15 protein-coding genes are annotated in these 21,058 nt (G+C 66.8%); 12 read left to right on the top strand and 3 right to left on the bottom strand.

Annotation, left to right across the window (positions count from 1 at the left end; genetic code table 11):
• Window positions 1–15: 15 nt before the first annotated feature.
• From AC1DMS_RS19110 to AC1DMS_RS19085, 6 genes are read left to right on the top strand one after another with little or no spacing between them, the layout of a single operon-like run.
• On the top strand, window positions 16–2,349 hold the full coding sequence (locus AC1DMS_RS19110; protein WP_062363806.1) for a type VI secretion system Vgr family protein: 2,334 nt from the start codon (window positions 16–18) through the stop codon (window positions 2,347–2,349).
• Between the two features lie 28 nt (window positions 2,350–2,377).
• The gene (locus tag AC1DMS_RS19105; protein WP_418146465.1) at window positions 2,378–2,818 is read left to right on the top strand and encodes a hypothetical protein; all 441 of its coding nucleotides are present in this window, start codon (window positions 2,378–2,380) and stop codon (window positions 2,816–2,818) included.
• Entirely contained in the window at window positions 2,818–5,478 is a 2,661-nt protein-coding gene (locus tag AC1DMS_RS19100) for a DUF2169 family type VI secretion system accessory protein (protein WP_478181624.1), read from the top strand. The genes AC1DMS_RS19105 and AC1DMS_RS19100 overlap by 1 nt, the downstream gene beginning before the upstream one ends.
• Entirely contained in the window at window positions 5,475–6,551 is a 1,077-nt protein-coding gene (locus tag AC1DMS_RS19095) for a pentapeptide repeat-containing protein (RefSeq protein WP_028254321.1), read from the top strand. Before AC1DMS_RS19100 ends, AC1DMS_RS19095 begins: the two co-directional genes overlap by 4 nt.
• Before the next feature lie 16 nt (window positions 6,552–6,567).
• Window positions 6,568–7,269 carry a DUF3540 domain-containing protein gene (locus AC1DMS_RS19090; protein ID WP_244883446.1) on the top strand — a complete coding sequence of 234 codons (702 nt, stop codon included), beginning with the start codon at window positions 6,568–6,570 and terminating at the stop codon, window positions 7,267–7,269.
• Between the two features lie 25 nt (window positions 7,270–7,294).
• Window positions 7,295–7,681: a DUF4150 domain-containing protein gene (locus AC1DMS_RS19085; RefSeq protein ID WP_012745371.1), complete on the top strand. Its 387-nt coding sequence runs from the start codon at window positions 7,295–7,297 to the stop codon at window positions 7,679–7,681.
• A gap of 19 nt (window positions 7,682–7,700) precedes the next feature.
• Here the strand turns inward: AC1DMS_RS19085 and AC1DMS_RS19080 are convergent, their stop codons facing one another.
• Genes AC1DMS_RS19080 through AC1DMS_RS19070 form a run of 3 tightly spaced genes read right to left on the bottom strand, consistent with a single transcriptional unit; the run spans window position 7,701 to window position 10,876 of the window.
• Window positions 7,701–8,510: a PP2C family protein-serine/threonine phosphatase gene (locus AC1DMS_RS19080; RefSeq protein WP_012745372.1), complete on the bottom strand. Its 810-nt coding sequence runs from the start codon at window positions 8,508–8,510 to the stop codon at window positions 7,701–7,703.
• Window positions 8,503–10,461, bottom strand: a complete 1,959-nt coding sequence (gene tagH, locus AC1DMS_RS19075; RefSeq protein WP_478181623.1) for a type VI secretion system-associated FHA domain protein TagH — start codon at window positions 10,459–10,461, stop codon at window positions 8,503–8,505. Before tagH ends, AC1DMS_RS19080 begins: the two co-directional genes overlap by 8 nt.
• 43 nt (window positions 10,462–10,504) lie before the next feature.
• Entirely contained in the window at window positions 10,505–10,876 is a 372-nt protein-coding gene (locus AC1DMS_RS19070; RefSeq protein ID WP_230537943.1) for a TssQ family T6SS-associated lipoprotein, read from the bottom strand.
• Window positions 10,877–10,899: 23 nt separating this feature from the next.
• Here AC1DMS_RS19070 and tssJ point away from each other — a divergent pair, with 23 nt between their 5' ends.
• The 6 genes from tssJ to AC1DMS_RS19040 all read left to right on the top strand — a co-directional run bounded on the left by tssJ (window position 10,900) and on the right by AC1DMS_RS19040 (window position 21,057).
• The gene (gene tssJ, locus AC1DMS_RS19065) at window positions 10,900–11,556 is read left to right on the top strand and encodes a type VI secretion system lipoprotein TssJ (protein WP_244883444.1); all 657 of its coding nucleotides are present in this window, start codon (window positions 10,900–10,902) and stop codon (window positions 11,554–11,556) included.
• Window positions 11,557–11,715: 159 nt separating this feature from the next.
• Window positions 11,716–13,095, top strand: coding sequence for a type VI secretion system baseplate subunit TssK (tssK, locus tag AC1DMS_RS19060; RefSeq protein WP_018906609.1), 1,380 nt, complete (start codon window positions 11,716–11,718; stop codon window positions 13,093–13,095).
• A gap of 8 nt (window positions 13,096–13,103) precedes the next feature.
• Window positions 13,104–14,486: a DotU family type VI secretion system protein gene (locus tag AC1DMS_RS19055; protein WP_012745377.1), complete on the top strand. Its 1,383-nt coding sequence runs from the start codon at window positions 13,104–13,106 to the stop codon at window positions 14,484–14,486.
• Window positions 14,486–18,121 carry a type VI secretion system membrane subunit TssM gene (gene tssM / locus AC1DMS_RS19050; protein WP_028254188.1) on the top strand — a complete coding sequence of 1,212 codons (3,636 nt, stop codon included), beginning with the start codon at window positions 14,486–14,488 and terminating at the stop codon, window positions 18,119–18,121. The genes AC1DMS_RS19055 and tssM overlap by 1 nt, the downstream gene beginning before the upstream one ends.
• A gap of 1 nt (window position 18,122) precedes the next feature.
• Complete coding sequence (gene tagF / locus AC1DMS_RS19045; RefSeq protein ID WP_049808425.1) at window positions 18,123–18,848, top strand: type VI secretion system-associated protein TagF; 726 nt, start codon at window positions 18,123–18,125, stop codon at window positions 18,846–18,848.
• Window positions 18,849–18,879: 31 nt separating this feature from the next.
• Window positions 18,880–21,057, top strand: a complete 2,178-nt coding sequence (locus tag AC1DMS_RS19040) for a serine/threonine-protein kinase (RefSeq protein WP_028254190.1) — start codon at window positions 18,880–18,882, stop codon at window positions 21,055–21,057.
• The last annotated feature ends 1 nt before the right edge of the window (window position 21,058 follow it).

Raw genomic sequence — 21,058 nt, 5'->3', positions numbered from 1 at the left:
CAAGGAGACAAACTCATGGCCAGAGTCGTACGAGCGCACACCCCGCTTGGGGAAGACCAGCTCCAGTTCCGCTCGATGCATGGCACCGAGGGACTGTCGCAGTTGTTCGAATTCGAGGTCGACCTGCTGAGCCCGAGTGCGTCGATCGACATGAAGGCGGTGCTCGGAAAACCCATGGCCCTGGAGATCCAGACGGCCGGCGCGCCCCGTTTCCTGAACGGCCAGGTGGTCCGCTTCTCCATGATCGGACGCGAAGGCGGTACCTCGCGCCACACCGTCTATCGTGCTTCGGTGCGCCCATGGCTCTGGTATCTCACGCGCTCCAGCGACAACAAGATCTTCCAGAACAAGACGGTCGTCGAAGTTCTCGAGGACGTATTCGGCGACTACAACTTCGCCTTCGAGAAGAAGCTCACCGGCACCTATCGCCAGTGGGAGCACTGCGTGCAGTACAACGAGACGGACTTTGCCTTCGTGAGCCGGCTCATGGAACTCGAAGGCATCTACTACTACTTCAAGCACGACAAGAACCAGCATACGCTGGTGCTGACCGACGACGTCACGATGCACGAGCCGATGTCCGGCTACGAAACCATCAATTACTTCGCGGCCGATCGCGACGTGACCGAGGACATGGAGGTCATCGACAACTGGCAAGTGACGGCCGAGATCCGCTCGGGCAGCTATGCGGTGGATGACTACAACTTCACCACGCCGGGCGCCGATCTGAGCGGTGCCCGCTCCATGCCGCAGCCGTACGACCACTCGGGCTATGAGATGTACGAGTGGCTCGGCGAGTACACGAACCCCGGCGAAGGCGAGCACTATGCGCGCGTGCGGCTGGAAGAAGCGCAGTCGATGGCCGAGCGCAGCGTGGGCCATGCCACGGTCCGGGGCATGGCGCCCGGCTACACCTTCTCGATGCAGAACTCGCCGAGGTCGGACGACAACCGCGAGTACCTGATCGTTTCGGTGAACTACATGCTGCGCGAAGGCGGCTACGCCACCGGAGCCGCACCGGGCGAATACAGCTTCAACTTTGTCGTCCAGCCGACGTCCCTGCCCTTCAGGGCACCCCGGATCACGCAGATCCCCAGGACCACCGGTCCGCAGACCGCGGTGGTGGTCGGCCCCGAAGGCGAGGAAATCTGGACCGACCAGTACGGCCGCGTCAAGGTGCAGTTCCGGTGGGACCGCAGCGGGCGCCGCAACGAGAACTGCTCGTGCTTCGTGCGTGTGTCCCATGTCATCGCAGGCGACGGCTTCGGTGCTGTTTTCACGCCGCGCATCGGCCAGGAAGTGGTGATCGATTTCGTCGACGGGCGGGCCGACCGGCCGCTCGTCGTGGGGCGGGTCTACAACCCGCGCCAGATGCCACCCTTCAATCTGCCGGGCGAGCAGACCAAGAGCGGGTTCGTCACGCGTTCTACGCCGGGCGGCTCGCCGGAAACCGCCAACTCGCTCGTCTTCGAAGACAAGATGGGCGCTGAATACGTAGCGCTTCATGCAGAGCGCGACCTGAATGTCTCGGTGGAGAAGAACGAGACCCACGACACCGGTGGCACGCGCACGACCGTCATCGTGGGGCATGAATCGGCCACCTACAAAGCCGGCGAAGAACGTCATATCACCGAGGGCGCGGTGGAGACGATCGACGGCGGAGAGACTCGCACGGTGACCGGCGGAGCGACCGAGACAGTTTCCGGCGGCGAGACGCGGACGATTTCGGACGGCGCGACCGAGACGATCAGCGGCGGCGAAACGCGCACTGTCAGCGGAGGGTTCACGGAAACCATCAGCGGTGGTGCGACCGAGACGATCAGTGGAGGTGTGAACTCGACGATCACCGGCGGCGTGACCCAGACGATCACGGGCGGCGTGAACGAGACCATCAGCGGCGGCCTTACCTTCATGGTGAATGGCGGGGTCACCAGCAACGTCCTGGGCAACCACACGCATGTCGTCACGGGGGGCAGCACGACCACCACGACCGGACCCACGATCAATAACGCGCCGGACATTGTTGACAACTCGGACAGGCGGACGATCAATGCGGGCGACAACACCGTCAACGCAGCCAAGGAAGGCTGGTGGCGCAACACGGACAACCACGGAACGCTCGAACATACGGGCGTCAATGTGGCGGCAGTCGATGTCAATGGCGTGAAGCTGCAATTCTCGGGGGTGAACGGCCAGTTCAACGGCGTCTTCATCAACCTGTCCGTGACCAGCATCATCGATGCGAAGTTCAAATACAAGCTCAATCCCGTTGGCATCTCGACAGTCGGACTCAGTCTCAAGACCGGCTACATCGCAGTGGCATTCAAGAGCCTTTTCATGAAGGCCTGATGCGCGGCATTCCTTCGAAAGAACGCAAGTGAGCTGGTGGAACATCCTGGCGGCAACCCTGTGCCTCGGCCTGTGCGGTATTGCGGGGGTGTTTGGGGTACACATTATCGTTTCCTCATACGCTGCAAACGCCCGCTACATGGCCGAAGAAAAAACCTGGCAAGCACTGCGCGGCCAAGGCGTGCGCGCGCAAGGTGTGGTGGTCGGCATCTCGAGGCAGGCGAATCGATTGACCAAGAACGGCAACTATGGCAACAACGAAGTCGCCGCCACCGATCTGTTGCTCGCATATGAAGACGCGGCGGGAAACCGTCACGAAGTGACGGTTGCGACTTTCATCGAACTCGGACTGCTGGCCAATTTCTCGGTCGGCAAGAAGATCGACGTGATCTATGCGCGAGATGCGCCCGATCGGGTGGCGATCGATCGGGAGCGCACGCCGCTGGAAATACCGTCAAGCGCCTACTGATGAAAACCATCAAGCCCCTGCGCCTGAGCATCCTGACGCGCCCCTACCTGAGGAACGGCGCCCAGTATCTGGCGATGACCGCCATCGCAATGACAAACCTGAAGGGTCAGCAGCAGCAGCTTGTGCCGGAACCCGAGATCTGGAAGACCCTGACCGATGAACTGGGCGGCGACACGGTGTTTGATCTCGGCATGCCCAAGGACAATGCCGAATTCATCGTATCGGGCTTTGCGCACACGGCGCACCAGCCGGACAAGTCTCGCTGTGCAGTGAGCGTGCAAGTCGGGGCGCGCAAGAAAACGCTCCTGGTGTTCGGCGACCGATTCTGGATCGACGGCCGGGCGACCGCGCCCCAGCCATTCGATGCGATCCGCCTTGACTGGCGCAAGGCCTTCGGGGGCCCGGGATTCGCAGAAAACCCCCTGGGCATCGGACATGACGATGACATCGTCGAGGGGTTGAAAGTGCGGCGCGTGCCCAACATCGAACACGCGAACGGACTGCTGTGGCGGCCGGGCCAGGTGCCTGCACCCGCAGGCTTCGGCCCGATCGATGTGGCAAGGCCTTCGCGGATGCGCAAGATGGGGCGCGACTACGACGAGCATTGGAAGCAGAACCTCTATCCCGGTTTCGCGAGGGACATGGACTGGGGCTACTTCAATGCAGCCTCCGAAGACCAGTGGCTGGCGCTGGGCGAACGCGGCCTGGCCGGTGCCAGCTACGAGATCCTGAACATGCATCCGGAGGATCCGGTGCAACGCGGCCGCCTGCCCGACTGGCAGGCGCGAGGGTTCATCGTCCGTGAAGCAAAGAACCGGCAACTGGCGTCGGGCATTTTTGACGAAGTCTCGCTGCGGCTCACGACGGCCTGGTTTTTTCCCCATCGAGAGCAGGTCGCGCTGGTGTACCACGGCAGCATCGGCATCGAGGAAGACGACGCATCCGACATCAGCCACGTCATGGCTGCCATGGAGGAAGGTGGGTCGGAAGGGCCTTTGGCTTCGTACCGCGATGTATTGATTCAGCGCTGCGATCCCGAGAACGGCGCACTCTACGCATTGCGCGACGATCAATTGCTGCCGCCGAACTCGATTGGGCAGTGGCTCGAGAACAGCCAGGAAGAAGACAGGGACGCCGACCCGCTCACCCGCAACATGAAAGTTCGCGCCGAACGTGCCCAAGCCAAGCTGGCCGAAGCATTCAAGGCGAGCGGCGGAGATCCGGCCAAGTTCGCCCTGCCGCCCCCGCCGATCACCACCCCGCCCAAGCTGCATGAGATCCCGGCCTATGTGCAGAAGATGAAAGCCATGGTGCAGGAGCAGCGGGAGAAGCTGGCGAAGGGGCGGGAGGCCATCGGCAAGGCCGCCGATGCCAATGCGGTCCAATCGAGAAAGCTTGGCTTCGATACCTCGACCTTTCTCGCGAAAGCAGAAGCGGCCAAGGGCAAGGGGCCTCCGCGGTTCGACCCCCGGCCTTTCGTAGACGGAATCTCGGGTGTTTCTGCGGCGGTAGGCGCGCCGCCCGCGCCCCCGGAGAGCCTCGCGGAACTCAGGAGGGTGACGGCCGACGCAAAAAGAGGATTGCTCGCGAGCTATCGCAGCATGGCGCAGTACCAGGACGCGGCCGACGCCATGCCGCCCGACGAGTCCGACAGGGCACGGGCCGAAATCGAGCGCGTGCTCGCGGGTTCGCGCGATTTCTCGGACATGGATCTGACCGGTGCCGACCTGTCGAACATGGACCTTCACGGCACCCGATGGCATCGAGCACTCCTCGAGGGCGTGGACTTCAGCAATAGCAGGCTCGACGATGCCGACTTCAGCGAAGCGGTGCTGGCGAGAGCGCGCCTGCATCGCACGTCGATGCGCCGTGCGATTTTCGATCGTGCCAACATGGCATTGGCACGATGCGAGGAGGCGGATTTCTCGGGTGCGCGCTTCATGAAGATGGTGCTCGACAAGATGGTTGCCAAGGGATGCAATTTTTCCGATGCGACCATGGAGGAGCTGAATTTCATGACCGTGCACCTGGAGAGGTGCAGCTTCGAACGTGCCGCCATCTCCTATGCCCATGTGCTGGAGAAGTCCGTGATGCATGGCGTGCGCTTCGACCACGCACGGATTCACAAGATGTCGTGGATCGATTGCGATGTCAACGAACTGAGCTTCGCGCACGCCGAGCTCGATTCATGCGGATGGGTCAACACCGATGGCGCAGGCCGTCTCGATTTCTCGGCCGCACACTTGACGACCACCTGCTTCGTGGGAGAGAGCAGCTTGAGGAAGGTCTGCTTTCGAGGCGCCATGCTGCGCGACTGCAGCCTGCGTGGCATTGCATTGGACGAAGCGGACTTTGCGAATGCGCGGATCGAAAACAGCGACTTCTCCGGGGCATCGATGCATCGCACGAACCTGGAGGGTGCCGACGCCAAGGGCGCGATGTTCGTGCGTTCGGACCTGACCCGGGCGTCGCTGCTGGATGCCGATCTCAGCGGCGCCATCCTGCAGAAGGCGGTGCTCGTGTCCACGGACCTGCGTCGTGCCAACCTGTTCAGGGCGGACCTGTCGCAATGTCTCATCGATGACAGAACGCTTTTCGACGGTGCCTATGTCGAGCAGGTCAAGACAGTTCCCTTGCGCAAGAAAGAGAAGGTGGAATGACCCCGGCCAGTGTGCAGGCGATGATCCATGGCGGAGAAACGATCGCTCGGAAGCAACTTCAAGCGCTCGACTTTCGGGGCATGGACCTCACGGGTGCCATTTTCCTGGAGACCGATCTGAGTGGTGCCGATCTGTCCGGTGCCAAGCTCGATGCGAGCATCTTCAAGCAGTGCAAGCTTGCCGGGGCCCGGCTTGATGCCGCGCATGTGGACCGTTGTGCATTCGAGCATTGCGATGCAACCGGGGTCCGGATGGTCGGCGCCACGCTCGACGGTGCCGCCTTCTACCAATGTGGACTGGCCGGCGCAAAGCTCGATGACGCAAATGCCGGCGTTGCCTCTTTTGCCAACTGCACGCTCGACCGCGCCTCCTTCGTCAATGTGCTGTCGGAAGCCCTGGTGTTCTCCGAGACCTCGCTCGATGCCACCGACTTTTCCACGACGCTCCTGCACAAGACAGTGTTCTACCGGGCAGATCTTCGATCGGCAATTTTCCGTGGCAGCCGGTTTGACAAGGCTGTCTTCTCCGAGGCCAAGCTCTCGGGACAGAGATTCAATGCGCAGAAGTTCCTGCTTTGCCAGTTCATCGACGCAGAACTCGACGGATGCGACTTTGACGAGTCCATGCTTGTGCAATGCAACTTCAAGGGCGCCACGCTCGAAGGTGCGAGCCTGAACCGGGTCCATGCGCCCCAGTGCCTCTTTCTGTCGGCCAAGCTCGATGGCGTCGGTTGCCGCGGCGCCCATTTCAATCAAAGCATCTGGGTCGAGGTGCAGGCGCGCGGAGCCGATTTCTCCGACGCGAAACTGGAGCAGTGCATCTTCCAGCGTGCCAGCTGCAGCCATGCCGTCTTCGCAAGGGCGGACCTTACATACGCCGATTTTTCTCACGCCGATCTGCGTGGTGCCGATCTGCGGGGCGCTCGCTTCCTGCGCACCAAGGTTCACCGCGCGCAACAGGAGGGAACGAGATATGGCGACCGTGGTGGCTTGCTGTTGAACGACCCCGACCTGTTTGCCGCCGAGGAGTTCTCGGCACGCCGCCTCGCGCGTCCGGGCGCATATCCCTCTTGAAACTGGAAACTTCATCATGACCACACGTGTTTCCTCCGTGACGGCCATTCGTGACGATTCACCACGCGAAGCCGCGCATGCGTCCGAGCAGGGCGGAATGGTCAACACCATCGGCATTGTCACGGGTGTCTTGCCCGGGGGAATCTACAGCGTGCAGACCGAACGCCGGCAACTGCTGCGATGCGCACGGGCAGCGAGCTGCCTGCTGCGCCCGGCCGTCGGTGACACCGTGCTGGTGACGGGGCCCGACGCAACCCGCCTTTACCTGACGGCAGTGGCGGAGCAGGCCGACGCAAGCGCGTCGCGCATCGATGTGGCGGGAGACATGACGCTCGCTTCGGAGCGCGGAGCGGTCACCGTCGAGAGTTCGACGCACATCGCGATGCGTGGCGAACAGGGCCTGAGCCTGGATGCACCGCACCTCAGAATCAACGCTGAAGATGCCGATTGCCGGGTGGACCGGCTTCAATATCAGGGACAGGAGGCGGTGACCACCGTGCTTTCGATCCGTGTGATCGGCAGGGTCTACGAAGCCGTGATGGACCGTCTCGTGCATCTGAGCAAGACGGCATTTCGCATGACCGAGGACGTGGAGCATTTGCGTGCGGGACGCATCGACTACGAAGCCGCGGAGACGGCGCGTTTGCATGGCAAGAACACCGTCGTGACGGCGAAAGAAATCGTCAAGGTCGATGCCAAGCAGATTCATATGGGCTGATATTCATGGATCCAAGGAGAAACGCATGTTCGCCAACTGCCAGATGATGGGAATGGATCTCGCATTCCCCGATGTGTGCAAGACGCCGCCGGCCATTCCGATCCCCTATCCGGACTTCGCGTTGGGTCCGACGGCCATACCGAACGCGTACAACATCCTCTACATGTGCACGCCGGCGCACAACATGGCCACCGTCACGCCGCTGACCAACGGCGACAACGCGGGCGTCGCCATGGGTGTGGTGTCGCAAACGGTCATGGGCCAGTCCCGCCATCTGACGGGCGCCTTTACCGTTCTTCTCAAGGGAACTCCTGCCACCCGGATGACGAGCCTGACGCTGCAGAATTCCACCAACATGGTCGGCATGCGCATCGTGCCGAGCCAGTTCAAGGTGCTGATGCTCGCCGCCTGAGGGTGGCGAGCGGAGCTTGTCATGCCGCCGGCCGCGCCGTCCCCGCCAGCGTCACCTGCTGCGGAAACCCCACCCACACCGCCAGCGCCGAATAGTTGTCGCGCGACTCGTCCGCCTTGGCTTCGGCCGCGCGGCGCAGCAGTGCGAGCCATTCCTCGGCACTGTCGGCCAGCTGCAGCGAGCGCTCCATCACCTGCTGCGAAATGAGCTGCCACAGGCCGTCGGTGCACAGCAGGAACGCGTCGCCATCGGCCAGGCGCTGCGGCGTCGACACGGTGGTTTCCGCCGTGGCCCGGGCGCCGAGCGCGCGGTACAGCAGGTTGGTCTTCACCAGGCGCTCGCCGCCGTTGGCACCGTTGCCGAGGGCGGCTTCGCCCGAGCGCTCCGACAGGCTGTGGTCTTCGGTGCGCTGCATCAGCGCGCCGCGGCGGAACCAGTAGAGGCGGCTGTCGCCCACGTGGGCCCAGCAGGCCTGGCCGCTGGTGCGGTCCACGAACAGCGAGACGATGGTCGCGCTCATGCGGCTCTGGTCGGCCAGCTCCCGCTGCTTGGCGAGGATGGCGTCGTTGGCGGCCTTCACGGCCTGCAGGATGTCGTGCTGCGCCACCGAAGGGTTGTCGACGAAGGTGTTGAGCGCAGTATCGACCGCGATGCGCGCGGCCAGCTCGCCGCCCGCGTTGCCGCCCACGCCGTCGCTCACGACGAAGCAGGCGCTGTATTCATCGAGGTGGTAGCCGATCGCATCCTGGTTGCCGCTGCGCTCGCCGACGCAGGAGAACTGCGAGGTCGAGATGGGCACCGCGAACGCGCGGGGGGTGGTCTCAAGCACGGCGCGCCTCCTTCAAGCGTTCCATCTCCTTGTCGTAGGCCTGCTGGAAGGCCCGGCCGAAGACGGCCTGGAAGTCGTCCTCGACGGCCGCGGTGGTTTCTGCATGCAGCTTCTGCAGCTGGCGCCACAGGCGCGCCTCGCGGCCGCCGGGCAGCAGTTTTTCGCCCAGCCCGCCGTCGTGCGGCGTGGCGGTGTTGAGCGCCGCGGGATCGAAGCGCTTGAGCACCGTGAGCAGCGCGGCGCGCATGCCGGCCACCATGCCGAGCTGATGCGACTGCAGGTCGCCGAGCGCGTCGTGCACGGCGGCCTCGGGCGACAGGAAGCCGGGCATGCGCGCGCCGAACATCTGCATCAGCACGGCGCGGCCGTTGGGAAGGATCTTGAAGGGGTTGTTCTCCTCGTCGACGATCATCGTGATCTCGGCACGCACTTCGCGCTTGAGCATGGCGCGCGACGAGAGCAGCTCGATGGTGCCGTCGGTGAACGCGCGCATGAGCCGGCCGAGGCGCCGCATGGCTTCGGCATCCAGCGGCTGCTGGCCGGCCACGTCGGGCACGCCGGCGCCTTCGAGGAAGGCCCTGAAGAGTTCGTCTGAAGAGGCGGGGGCCGATGGCGGCGCCGCGACAGGAACTGGCGTCGCGGCCACGGGCGAGGGCGCGGCAACAGGCTTCGGTTGCTGCGGTGCGGGCGGCGCAACATTCTCCACGCGCGGGGCCGCGACGGGCACCGGTGCCGGCGGTGGCGGCGGGGGTGGTGGCGGTGGCGGTGGTGGTGGTGGTGGTGGTGGTGGTGGTGGTGGTGGTGGTGGTGGTGGCGCCGAAGGTGGCGGCTCAACCTGCGCAGACACCCGCGGCTCGGCCGGCTTCGCAGCCGGCGGATCGAAGGGCACCGGGTTCGGCGGCCTGAACTGCGCCGCCAGTTCCCGCGCATGGTTCGAATGGCTGTAGCCCTGTGGGGCCGCCGCCGGCCTGGCCAGCAGATCGATGGCCGGATGCACATCGCTGAGCGGATCTTCGTGGGTCAGCGCGGTGGGGCGCGGATCGGAGAGCGGCGAGGGTGCGTCGTTGTCGGCGGCAAAGAAGGACAGCGGGTCCATGCCGCGCTTGAGCGCCACGTCGGACATGCTGTCTTCCGCACGCGGATTCAGCTCGGCCAGCGGATCGACCGGGTTCCTGCGTGCCTGCGAGGGCAGCTCGAAGGGCTCGTGCGCCATCGGGTCGGGCATGGGCTCGGAGGCGCTCGCCTCGCGGCGCGGCGCATTCGCGAGGATGGCATCCCAATCGGCGGCGGAGGGAATCTGCGAGGCGCTCGCCTGCGTGCTTGCCTGCGCGCTTGCCGGCGAGGGGGCTGGCGATGGCGATGCTGCAGGCACCGGCGCAGCGGCCAGTACCTGTGCAGGCGGTGGCGCCGGCACGGTCGGCGGCGGCATCGCCACGGTCACGGGCTGCGTCTCGCCGATCGGCAGCGCGCCGGCGCCGAAGAGGTCCGAGAACACATCGGAGACGGGGGCGGCCGGCAGCAGCGAGTCCATCGGCGCGGGCGCCATGGTGCTGGCGGGCAATGCGCTGTGCACAGGCGCGGCCGGCGGCGGTGCAGCCGCCATCAGCGGCGCGGCGGGCTCGACGGGCGCGGTGCGTTGCCCGCTCCCCGCCACCAGCACATAGCTTCCGATGGTCACGCGGTCGCCCTCGGCGATCGGCGCCTCCTGCTCGTGCTGCAGCGTGCGCTCGTTGACGCCGATGGGCAGCACCGCGCTCATGTTGCGCAGCACCGCCGCGCCGCTGTCGTCGAAACGCACCGTGGCCTGCAGGCGCGAGATCTGGCGCTGCTCGTCGGGCAGCACCAGGTGGTTGTCGGGGCTGCGCCCGATGGTTCCGCCGGGCGCCGCGAGCAAGGCCGAAGGGCCTGCAGCCACCGGCTTGCCGGCATGTTCGATCACCGTCCAACGCATGGCATCTCCGTGTTGATGTCGAGCCGTGGCTCCCTTGCGGCGTTCAACGCTTCATTCGCTTGGCGGCCTCGAAGGCGGGGCCCCACACCGGGTGCTTGCGTTCGGCAACGGTGAGGTCGAAGTTGGGGAACGCATCGATGAGCTTGCGGAACTGCGCGCGGCATTCGGGCACCTGGTTGGCCACGCAATAGCTGAAGGCCTCGAGCTTCATGGCCTCGAGCCGCGTGGCCGGCTCTGCGGCGTCGAACACCGAGACGCCGCCGCTCTTGAGCGTGGTGATGGCCTTGGCGTAGTCGCCTTCGTCATAGGCCTGTTGCGCGCGCTCGAGCGTGCTGCGCGCGACTTGCTGGCTCAGGCGTTCGGGTTGCGGCGGCTCGGGCGGCGGCGTGGTCGTGCAACCAGCAACCAGAACCAAGGTGAACGCCAAAGCAGGCAGACATGACTTCAATCTTCTCTCCTACCTTGCAAAAGGCAATGCTTGAGATAGTGTGCCGCTGTCATGCGACAGGCACGCGATGCGACGCGATTCGTGCGCACGACTTCGATAATATAGGCCGCGAACCACTAGGGAAGATCTCAATGCATCGACGAACCCTGCTTCAAGGCGCACTTGCAACCGCACCGTTGCTGGGTGGCCTCAGTGGATGCGCATCGACTGCGAAGTCATTGCCCACGCCCTATGCCGTGACGATCAAGATCGACGATGGCGTCAACCCCGACGGACGCGGCCAGCCGGCACCGATTCTCGTCAAGGTCTTCGAATTGAAATCTTCCGGTAACTTCGAGACGGCAGACTACTTTGCACTACAGGACCGCGACCGCGAAACGCTTGCAGCGGAACTCGTGAACGCCGACCAGGCCATCATGCGCAGCGGTGAAGAGCGTGTGTTCAAGCGCGAGGCAGGGCTCGACTCGCGTGCCATCGGCATCATCGCCGGCTACCGCAAGCTCGAGGCCGCACGCTGGCGCATCGTGCTGCCGCTCAAGGAGCCGAAGCAAACCAATCTCTACAAGGTGTGGCAGTTTTCTCCGAGCGAGCAAAACGTGCGCATCGCGATCCGCAAGAGCGGCATCGAGTTACTACCAAGTCGTTAATTTCGCGGCCTTGTAGTTAGAAAGTGCGAGAAATTCGCACGCTAAATGCGGTGCAAAACGTAAGAAGCGCCGTGTAGCATCAGAGAAAAAAACCGATTCAATCGGGAGGCCGTTAACGGGCACCTCCCGCTTCAGTGTGGGCACTCCCCAGGAGGTTCTTTGGTGACAGTTCGCAATCCGGGTGCCGGCAAGCAGGGCGCCCTTCCGCAGGCGTTGGCGAATCGCGTGGTGTGGTCCGAAGGCATGTACCTGCGGCCGCAGCACTTCCAGCAACTGGAGCGCTATGTCGAGCAGTACGTCACGCGCCGCACCGCAGGCCTGCAAGGTGCCTATTGGGGATGGCTCAGCCTGGACATCGATCGCGATGCCCACGCGCTCGGCCGCGTGTCGCTGCTCGGCGGCGCCGGTGTGCTGCCCGACGGCACGCCCTTCTCGTTCGGCGCCGAAGATGCACCGCTGCCCTACGAGGTGCCGAGCGACCTGACCGATGAACTCATCGTGCTCGCGCTGCCGCTGCGCCGCACCGGCAGCGAAGAGGTCATCTTTGCCGACGACGAGGGCTCGGCCGCGCGCTTCGGCGTGATCGAGCGCGAGGTGGCCGACGGCAATTCGGTGGCGCTCGGCCCGGCGGTGCTGCAGCTTGCGAAGCCGCGCCTGCGGCTTGCGCGCGCGTCGTCGCTCACCGCGGAGTGGCAGGCCATCGGCGCGGTGCGCGTGATCGAACGGCGCACCGACCACAAGCTGGTGATCGACGCCAACTACATTCCGCCGGTGCTCGATGCATCGGCGCACCCCATGCTGCGCAGCATGGTTGCCGAACTGCACGGCCTGCTCACCCAGCGCTCCGAGGCGCTGGCCTCGCGGCTCTCGCAGCCGGGCCGCGGCGGCGTGAGCGAGGTCTCCGACTTTCTTTTGCTCGAACTCGTCAACCGCTATCTCGCCACGACCTGGCATGCGCAGCATGCGGTGCAGGTGCACCCCGAGGAACTGTTCATCGACTGGTTCAAGCTGGCCTGCCATCTCGCCACGCACACCTCGCCCACGCGGCGCCCCGTGGTGTGGCCCAAGTACGACCACGACAATCTCAACGAGACCATCCGGCCGCTGATGGAAGAGCTGCGGCGCTCGCTCTCGGCGGTGCTCGAACAGAGCGCCATCGCCATCGAGCTGGAGGAGCGCAGCCACGGCGTGCGCGTGGGCCGCATGCCCGATCCGGTGCTGGTGCGCAACGCGGGTTTCGTGCTCGCGGTGCATGCCAACCTGCCCGCCGATGCGATCCAGCAGCGCTTTCCGACGCAGGTCAAGATCGGTTCGGTCGAGCGCATCCGCGACCTCGTGCAGCTGCAGCTGCCGGGCGTCACGGTGCGGCCGCTGCCGGTGGCGCCGCGCCAGATTCCATACAACGCGGGCTACCACTATTTCGAACTCGACAAGAGCGGCGACATGTGGCGCCAGCTCGAAAAATCGGGCGGCGTTGCAATGCACCTGGCCGGCGACTTTCCGGGCTTGGCCATGGAGTTCTGGGCAATTCGTCCGTGAGGGACCCTATGAACGGTGTCAACGACATGGCCGTCGGTCCGGGAGGCTTCGTGCCGCCCAACCCGGGCGGCGGCGCCAACAACAACGGCGGCAACGGCGATGCGGCGGGCATGCCGCCGGCATCGCGCGGCGCGGGGCAGCAGCAACCGCAGTCATTCACCGCCTGGCATGACGCACGCCGTCCGCATGCGGGCGACACGGCGCTGGCCGGCAACAACCCGCTGGTTGCGGCGGCCAACCCGCTGCTCGACCTGATTCCGCAGATCCGCGCCACCGGCCACCACGATGCGCCCGCGCAATTGCGCGAACACCTGGTCGACGAGGTCCGGCGCTTCGAGACGCGCGCGCAGCAAAGCGGCATTGCGCCCGAAGTGATCATCGGCGCGCGCTACTGCCTGTGCACCGCGGTCGACGAAGCGGCCGCGCTCACGCCGTGGGGCGGCAGCATCTGGTCGTCGCAGAGCCTGCTCGTGATGTTCCACAACGAGACCTGGGGCGGCGAGAAATTCTTCCAGCTGCTGTCGCGGCTGGTGCAGAACCCGCAGCAGCACCTGCAGCTGATCGAGCTCATCTACTTCTGCCTGGCGATGGGCTTCGAAGGGCGCTTCCGCGTCATCGACAACGGCCGCACGCAGCTCGAAACGCTCAAGCAGCGGCTGCTGCAGATCATTCGCCAGACGCGCGGCGAAATTGCCGTGCCGCTGTCGCCGCACTGGCAGGACGCGAGCGCGCCGGTGCGCCGCACGCGCAACTGGGTGCCGCTGTGGGCCGTGGGCGCGGTGGCGGCGGTGCTGCTGGTGCTGGTGTTCGGCGTGCTCACCTTCAGCCTGGCGGGCCGTTCCGACGGCGCGTTCGCCGCGGTCAATGCGGTGCGCCTGCCGCAGACGCAGCGCGCCGTGGCCGTTGCGCCGGCACCGCAGCCGCGGCTGCAGCGCTTTCTCGAACCCGAGATCCGCGACGGCCTGCTGACGGTGCGCGACGAGGCCGACCGCAGCGTGGTGGTGCTGCGCGGCGACGGCCTGTTCGCATCGGGCTCCGACCGCGTGCTCGACCGCTATGCGCCGGTGCTCGCGCGCGTGGCCGATGCGCTCAACTCGGTGGAAGGCAATGTGCTCGTCAGCGGCTTCAGCGACGACCAGCCGATCCGCAGCGTGCGCTTTCCGTCCAACTGGCAGCTCTCGCAGGCGCGTGCCGATGCGGTCAAGAAGATGATCGCCACGCGCGTCACGCGGCCCGAGCGCCTGCGCGCCGAAGGCCGCGGCGATGCCGACCCGCTGGTGCCCAACGATTCGCCGGCCAACCGTGCGCGCAACCGTCGGGTCGAAGTGACGCTGCTGGTGGCACCCGTGGCCGCAGGCGCCGCTCCTGCACCGCAGGGAGGAACCCGCTGATGCTGCGCGCGATTTTCCGTTTTCTCGTGAGCCGCGACCTGTGGGTCTTTCTCGGGCTGCTCGCCGTTGCGTTCCTGATCTGGATCATCGGCCCCGTCATCGCGGTGGGCCGCTACCGGCCGTTCGAAAGCGAGTTCGTGCGCATCGTGGTGATCGCGCTGATGTTCGCGATCTGGATCGCGCGCGTGCTCTACCGCAAGTGGCGCGAGCGGCGCCTCAATGCGCAGCTGCTCAACCAGCTGCGCACGCCGTCGCCCAAGGAGAAGGCCGCCAAGCCCGAGGATGCGCCCGAGATCAAGGAGCTGCAAAGCGGCTTCACCGACGCCACGTCCATCCTGAAGAACATGCGCTTCGGCGCCGATGCCGGCGGCAAGCCCGCGGGGCGCTTCGCGCTGTTCGACCGCCAGTACCTGTACCAGCTGCCCTGGTACATCTTCATCGGCGCGCCGGGCTCGGGCAAGACCACCGCGCTGGTCAACTCCGACCTCGACTTTCCACTCGCCGACCAGCTCGGCAAGGCCGCGGTGCGCGGCATCGGCGGCACGCGCAACTGCGACTGGTGGTTCACCAACGAGGCGGTGCTGATCGACACCGCCGGGCGCTACACCACGCACGAGAGCAACCGCGAAACCGACGAGGGCGAGTGGAAGGGCTTCCTCGACCTGCTCAAGAAGTTCAGGCCGCGCCAGCCGATCAACGGTGCCATCCTCACCATCAGCATTGCCGACCTGCCGCTGGCCGACGACGCGCAGCGCGCGCGCCACGCGATGGCGCTGCGCAAGCGGCTGCTCGAACTGCGCAACGGCCTGGGCATCAATTTTCCGGTGTACGTGCTGGTCACCAAGACCGACCTCTTGGCCGGCTTCAACGAGTACTTCGGCGCGCTCGGCCGGGCCGAGCGCGCGCAGGTCTGGGGCTTCACCTTTCCGATCGATGCCAACCCCGCAGACCCGGCCAAGGCCGACCTGCGCGAGCGCTTCCACCAGGAATACAAGCTGCTGCACCAGCGCCTGGACGAGCGCCTGCCGGAACTGCTGGCGGCCGAGCCCGACCAGCTGCGCCGCGCGCAGGCCTACCTGCTGCCGCAGCAGTTCGCGAGCTTCGAGGACATCCTGGGCACCTTCCTGGCCGACGTGTTCAACCCCTCGAAGTTCGAAGTCGCGCCGATGCTGCGCGGCGTGTACTTCACCAGCGGCACGCAGGAGGGCACGGCCTTCGACCGCGTGATGGGCGCGATCAAGCGCTACCTGCAGGTCAACGCGCCGCCCGCGCCGCCGCCGGGCCCGGGCAAGAGCTACTTCCTCAAGGAGCTGCTGCAGCAGGTGATCTTCCGCGACGCGGGCGTGGCCGGCACCAACCTGCGCTGGTACCGGCGCAAGCGCGCCATCGACCTCGCGGGCTACGGCCTCATCGGCGTGCTGCTGGTGGTGGTGCTGGGCGCCTGCGTGAACAGCTGGCGCAACAACCGCGACTACGTGGCCGAGGTCGACACCAACGCCAAGGCCTTCAACAAGGCCGCGGCGCGCGGCGAGCTGCCGACGGTGGTCGATTCCAACAGCGACATCGCCAGCTCGCTGCCGGTGCTCGACCGCCTGCGCGACCTGCCCAAGTCGAGCCATTTCGACATCGGCGATCCGCCCATGGGCTACCGCTTCGGCCTCTACCAGGGCGAGAAGCTGCAGGCCGCGACCGACGGCGTCTACCAGCGCGCGCTCGAAGGCGTGCTGCTGCCGCAGGCCGCGCAGCGCGTGGAGCAGGCGCTGCGCGAGGCTTCCAAGACCGACGCCGAATACAGCTACGAGGCGCTCAAGGCCTACCTCATGCTGTACGACGCGGAGCGCTACGACGCCGACTTTCTCCAGGCCTGGCTGCTCACCGACGTGGACCGCAAGATCGGCGCCGGCCTCACGCGCGAGCAGCGCACCAACCTCGAGTCGCACCTGAAGGCGCTGTTCGCCGAACGCGTGGTGACCTCGCCCTTCGCCAAGGACGACCGGCTCGTCACCGAGACGCGCAACCGCCTGGCCGGCGTGCCGCTGGCGCAGCGCGCCTATGCGCGGCTGCGGCGCATCCTGCTGCAGACCAGCCCGCCCAATGCCTTCAGCATCGCGGAGGCGGCGGGGGCCGAGTCGGCATTGGTGATCAAGCGCACGAGCGGCAAGCCGCTCACCGACGGCATCCCGACGCTGTTCACCTACCGCGGCTACTGGGACATCTTCGACAAGCGCATGGCCGAGACCACGCTCGCGCTCGAACAGGAAGACCGCTGGGTGCTGCAGATCCGCGCGCCCGGCATGGCCGACATCACTTCGCGCGAGCTGCTGCTGCGCGAGGTGCGCCGGCTCTACCTCACGGACTACATCCGCGTCTGGGACGACTACCTGCTCGACGTCCGGCTGGCCGACAGCCGCTCGCTGCTGCAGAGCATCCAGATGACGCGCGTGCTCTCGACCAGCGAGTCGCCGATGTCGCGCCTCATCCGCGGCGCGGCGCGCGAGACCGACCTGCTGCGCAACCACGACGAAGCCACACGCAGCCTGCTCGACCAGGCACAGAACCGCGTGGCCAGCACGCGCGAGCGCATCGAGCAGCTCATCGGGCAGCCCGACGGCAGCCAGCGCCGCAACACCGTGCCGGACCGCCCCGAATCGCTGGTGGACAACCACTTCGCGCCGCTTCGCCGCATGGTCACCGCGCCCAAGGCCGGCGGCCAGGCACCGATCGACGCAACCGCCGCGCTCATCAACGAGCTCTACACCTTCCTCACCGCCACCGACACGGCATTGCGCAGCGGCAACATCCCGCCATCGAGCGACGCGGTCACCAAGGTGCAGGCCGAGGCGGGCCGCCTGCCGGTGCCGTTCCAGGGCATGCTGAACGACCTCTCGGCCACCGCGTCGTCCAAGGCGGCGGCGGTGACGCGGCAGAACATCGGGCAGAACGCGGCCGCCACCATCGGCCAGTTCTGCAGCCAGGCCATTGCGGGGCGCTATCCGTTCTCGCGCGGCTCGAACCGCGACGTGGCCGCCGGCGACTTCGCGCAGCTGTTCGCGCCGGGCGGCATGATGGACGACTTCTTCCAGAAGAACCTGGCCTCGCAGGTCGACACCTCCGTCAACCCCTGGGCCTTCAAGAAGGGCGTGGACGGCAGCTCGCCGGGGCGCTCGGCGTATCTCGATTCGTTCCAGAAGGCGCAGGCCATCCGCGACGTGTTCTTCTCGGGCATGGCGGGCGGGCGCACGCCCTCGTTCACCATCGACATCCGGCCCGAGGACATGGACGCCGCCATCAGCCAGTTCACGCTCGACATCGACGGCCAGACGGTGCGCTATGCGCACGGACCGCAGGCGCCCAGCACCGTCAAGTGGCCCGGCCCGCGCAACAGCAACCAGGTGCGGCTGCAGGTGACGACCGCCAGCGGCACGCCGGCCGGCGGCATCGTCACCGAAGGGCCGTGGGCGCTGCACCGGCTGTTCGACAAGGCCTCCATTTCGTCGGGCAGCGCACCCGAATCGTTCAACGCGACCTTCGACCTGCAGGGCAGGAAGGTGGTGCTCGCGGTGACGGCGAACAGCGTCTACAACCCGCTGCGCCTGCACCAGATGAACGGCTTTTCGTGCCCGGGGAAATCCTGACATGAACAGCGGCATTCCTTCGCCGCGGGTGTGGGTGCCCGACGACGAGCAGATCGGCTGGTACGGCAAGCTGCCCGCGGCCGGCGACTTTCTCTACCGCCGCGTGCCGCGCGAGCTGCAGGCCTGGTGGGACCGCTGGATGCAGAACGGCCTGGGCACCTTCAAGCGCTGGCCCGACGCCATGACGCGGCACTACGTGGTGGCGCCGGTCTGGAACTTCGCGATTCCGGCCACGCAGGGCGTGGACGCGGTGCAGTTCGGCTGCCTGGCGCCCAGTTGCGACCGCGTGGGGCGCTACTACCCCGTGTGCGTGACGCTGCAGGTGGCCGCCTCGAGCTACCGGCCCTCCATGCTCGAGGGCTCGGCCGCGTGGTACTGGCAATGCGGCAGCGCGCTGCTGCAGGCGATCCGCCACAGCGTGGCGCCCGACCAGTTCGACCGCCAGGTGCTGGCCGCGGCCCACGGCGGCTTCCAGACCGCGAGCGGCGGCTCGGACGACATCCTTTCGATCCTCGGGCCCGCGGCCGGCAGCGCCGGCGCCACAGGCGCGCAGCAGCGCCTCGGCTGGCCCGAGCTGCCGCTGTGCTTCGATGCCTTCGGAAGCACCAGCTACTGGTGGACCAACCAGGCGGACGGCTCGCCGCTGCGCACCGCCGCCCACGGCGGAGGCCTCAACACGCCGTTGTTCTCGAAGTTGTTTTCACAGGGGCATGTGCCATGGGCATGAACGACCAGACCCCCGCCGCGGGAGGAGATGCATGACGACCAACGCCAGCAATGACAACAGCAACGGCAGCGCCAGCATGCAGGCCGATCCGCAGGAGCGCCCCCATCCGCTGGACGCGGGCCACCGGCTGGACGAATTCGAGCTGCTCGAGGTCATTGGCGAAGGCGGCTTCGGCATCGTCTACCGCGCCTACGACCACTCGCTGCAGCGCGAGGTGGCCATCAAGGAATACATGCCCTCGATGCTCGCGCGCCGCGTGGGCGACGACAGCGTGCACGTGCGTTCCGACCGCCTCACGGCCACCTTCCAGGCGGGCCTGCGCAGCTTCATCAACGAGGCGCGCACGCTCGCGCAGTTCAGCCATCCGGCGCTGGTGCGGGTGCACCGCTTCTGGGAGGCCAACAGCACCGCCTACATGGCGATCCAGCTCTACCGCGGCCGCACGCTGCGCCGGCTGGCCGAGGAAGATCCGAAGAAGATCTCCGAGGCCTGGCTTCTGAGCATGCTCGGCCCGCTGCTCGGCGCGCTCGAGACGCTGCACCGCAGCCAGTGCTTCCACCGCGACATCGCGCCCGACAACATCTTCATCCAGCAGGACGACCTGCCGGTGCTGCTGGACTTTGGCGCGGCGCGCAAGTCGATCGCCGACCTGGTCGACGAAGTGGCGGTGATGGTGAAGTCCGGCTATTCGCCGATCGAGCAGTACGCCGACGACAACACGCTGCTGCAGGGCGCGTGGACGGATCTCTACGCGCTGGGCGCCGTGCTGTACCGCGCGGTCACCGGCCACCCGCCGCCATCGGCCGTGGTGCGCAGCGTGCAGGACGCCTACGTGCCGCTGTCGTCGCTGGGCCGCAGCGACCTGAGCCCGGCCTTCTGCGCGGCCGTCGACCACACGCTGGCCGTGCACAGCAAGGACCGCACGCAGACCGTGGCCGCATTCGCGGCCGAACTGGGGCTTGCCAAGCTGGGCGATACCTACGTGAGCGGACTGGCGGCGCCCATGGCCGTCATCGCGCCACCGCCGCCTTCGAAGGCCGCGCCCGCGGTGGCACCTGTGCCGCAGCAAGCGCCGGCTGCCTCGGCGGCACCCCAGGCATCGGCGCCAGCGGCGGCAGCAGCAGCGCAAGCCACTGCATCGGCCAGTGCCGTGCGGCCTGAAGCCGCTGCCCCCGAGCCGGTCGAGCCCAAGCCCAAGCCTCAGCCCGCGTCCAAGGCCGAGCCTCCGTCATCCTCGCCCAAGCCCGCCGCACCGCGCGAGGCTGCGGCAGCGCCGGCACGTCCTCCATCGGCTCCCGGCAAGCCGCAGCCTCAGCCAGCACCGACCGGCAAGAAATCGTCGCGGCCGCCGTGGGGCCTGGTCGGCGTGCTGCTGATTGCGCTGGTGGCCGTGGGCAGCTGGATCGGCCTTCACTTGACTTCAGGCCGGCAGGAAACATCGACCGCCATGGTGCCGGTGCCCCCGCCGTCGGGGCCGATGTCCGCCACCTCGCCGCCGCCTGCCGCCATGCCGCCGGGCGAAGGCGCCGCCGGCGGCTCATCATCGTCATCGGCGCCCGCGGGCGAGAACGTGGCGGCAGCGCCCGGCACGCCGCCTCCCGCGGCAGCGGCCAGCGCGCCGGCCGGCCCATTGACGCCGCTGACCAATGTGCCAGTGGGCGCGGCGCCGGCACCTGCACCGGCCACACCGGACCCCGCAGCCACGCCGCCGGGCGCAACGCCCACGCCCGTGCCGCCGCCGGAAGCCGCCATGGCCACCGCCGAAGCCGAGGACTGGAACCTGGCCCAGGCCGAGAACACGCGCGAAGGCTACGAGGCCTACCTGCGCCGCTATCGGCGCGGCCCGCATGCGCGCGATGCCCGCAACGCCATCGCCGAGCTGAACCGGCTCGCGCAGGCCGTGCCCGCGACACCGGGCACGGCGCCCACGAATCCGGTACCCACCGTGATCGCGGGCGGCCCGACCCCGCCGCCCGCGCCGCCGGCCGCTCCGCCCGGCATGGGACGCGTGGTGCTCAACATCCGTCCCTGGGGCCAGGTCTTCGTCGACGGCGCCGAGCGCGGCGTGAGCCCGCCGCTCAAGTCGCTCTCGCTGCGCCCGGGCATCTACAACATCGAAGTGCGCAACGGCGACCTCGACGTCTACCGCCAGCGCGTGACGGTGCAGGACAGCAAGTCGGCGCCCGTGGTGAGCCACGAGTTCAAGTAGG

The organism is Variovorax sp. 05T418, from assembly GCF_056396385.1.
The sequence above is the reverse complement of the archived record's forward strand: the minus strand, read 5'-3'. Positions and strand labels throughout refer to the sequence as shown.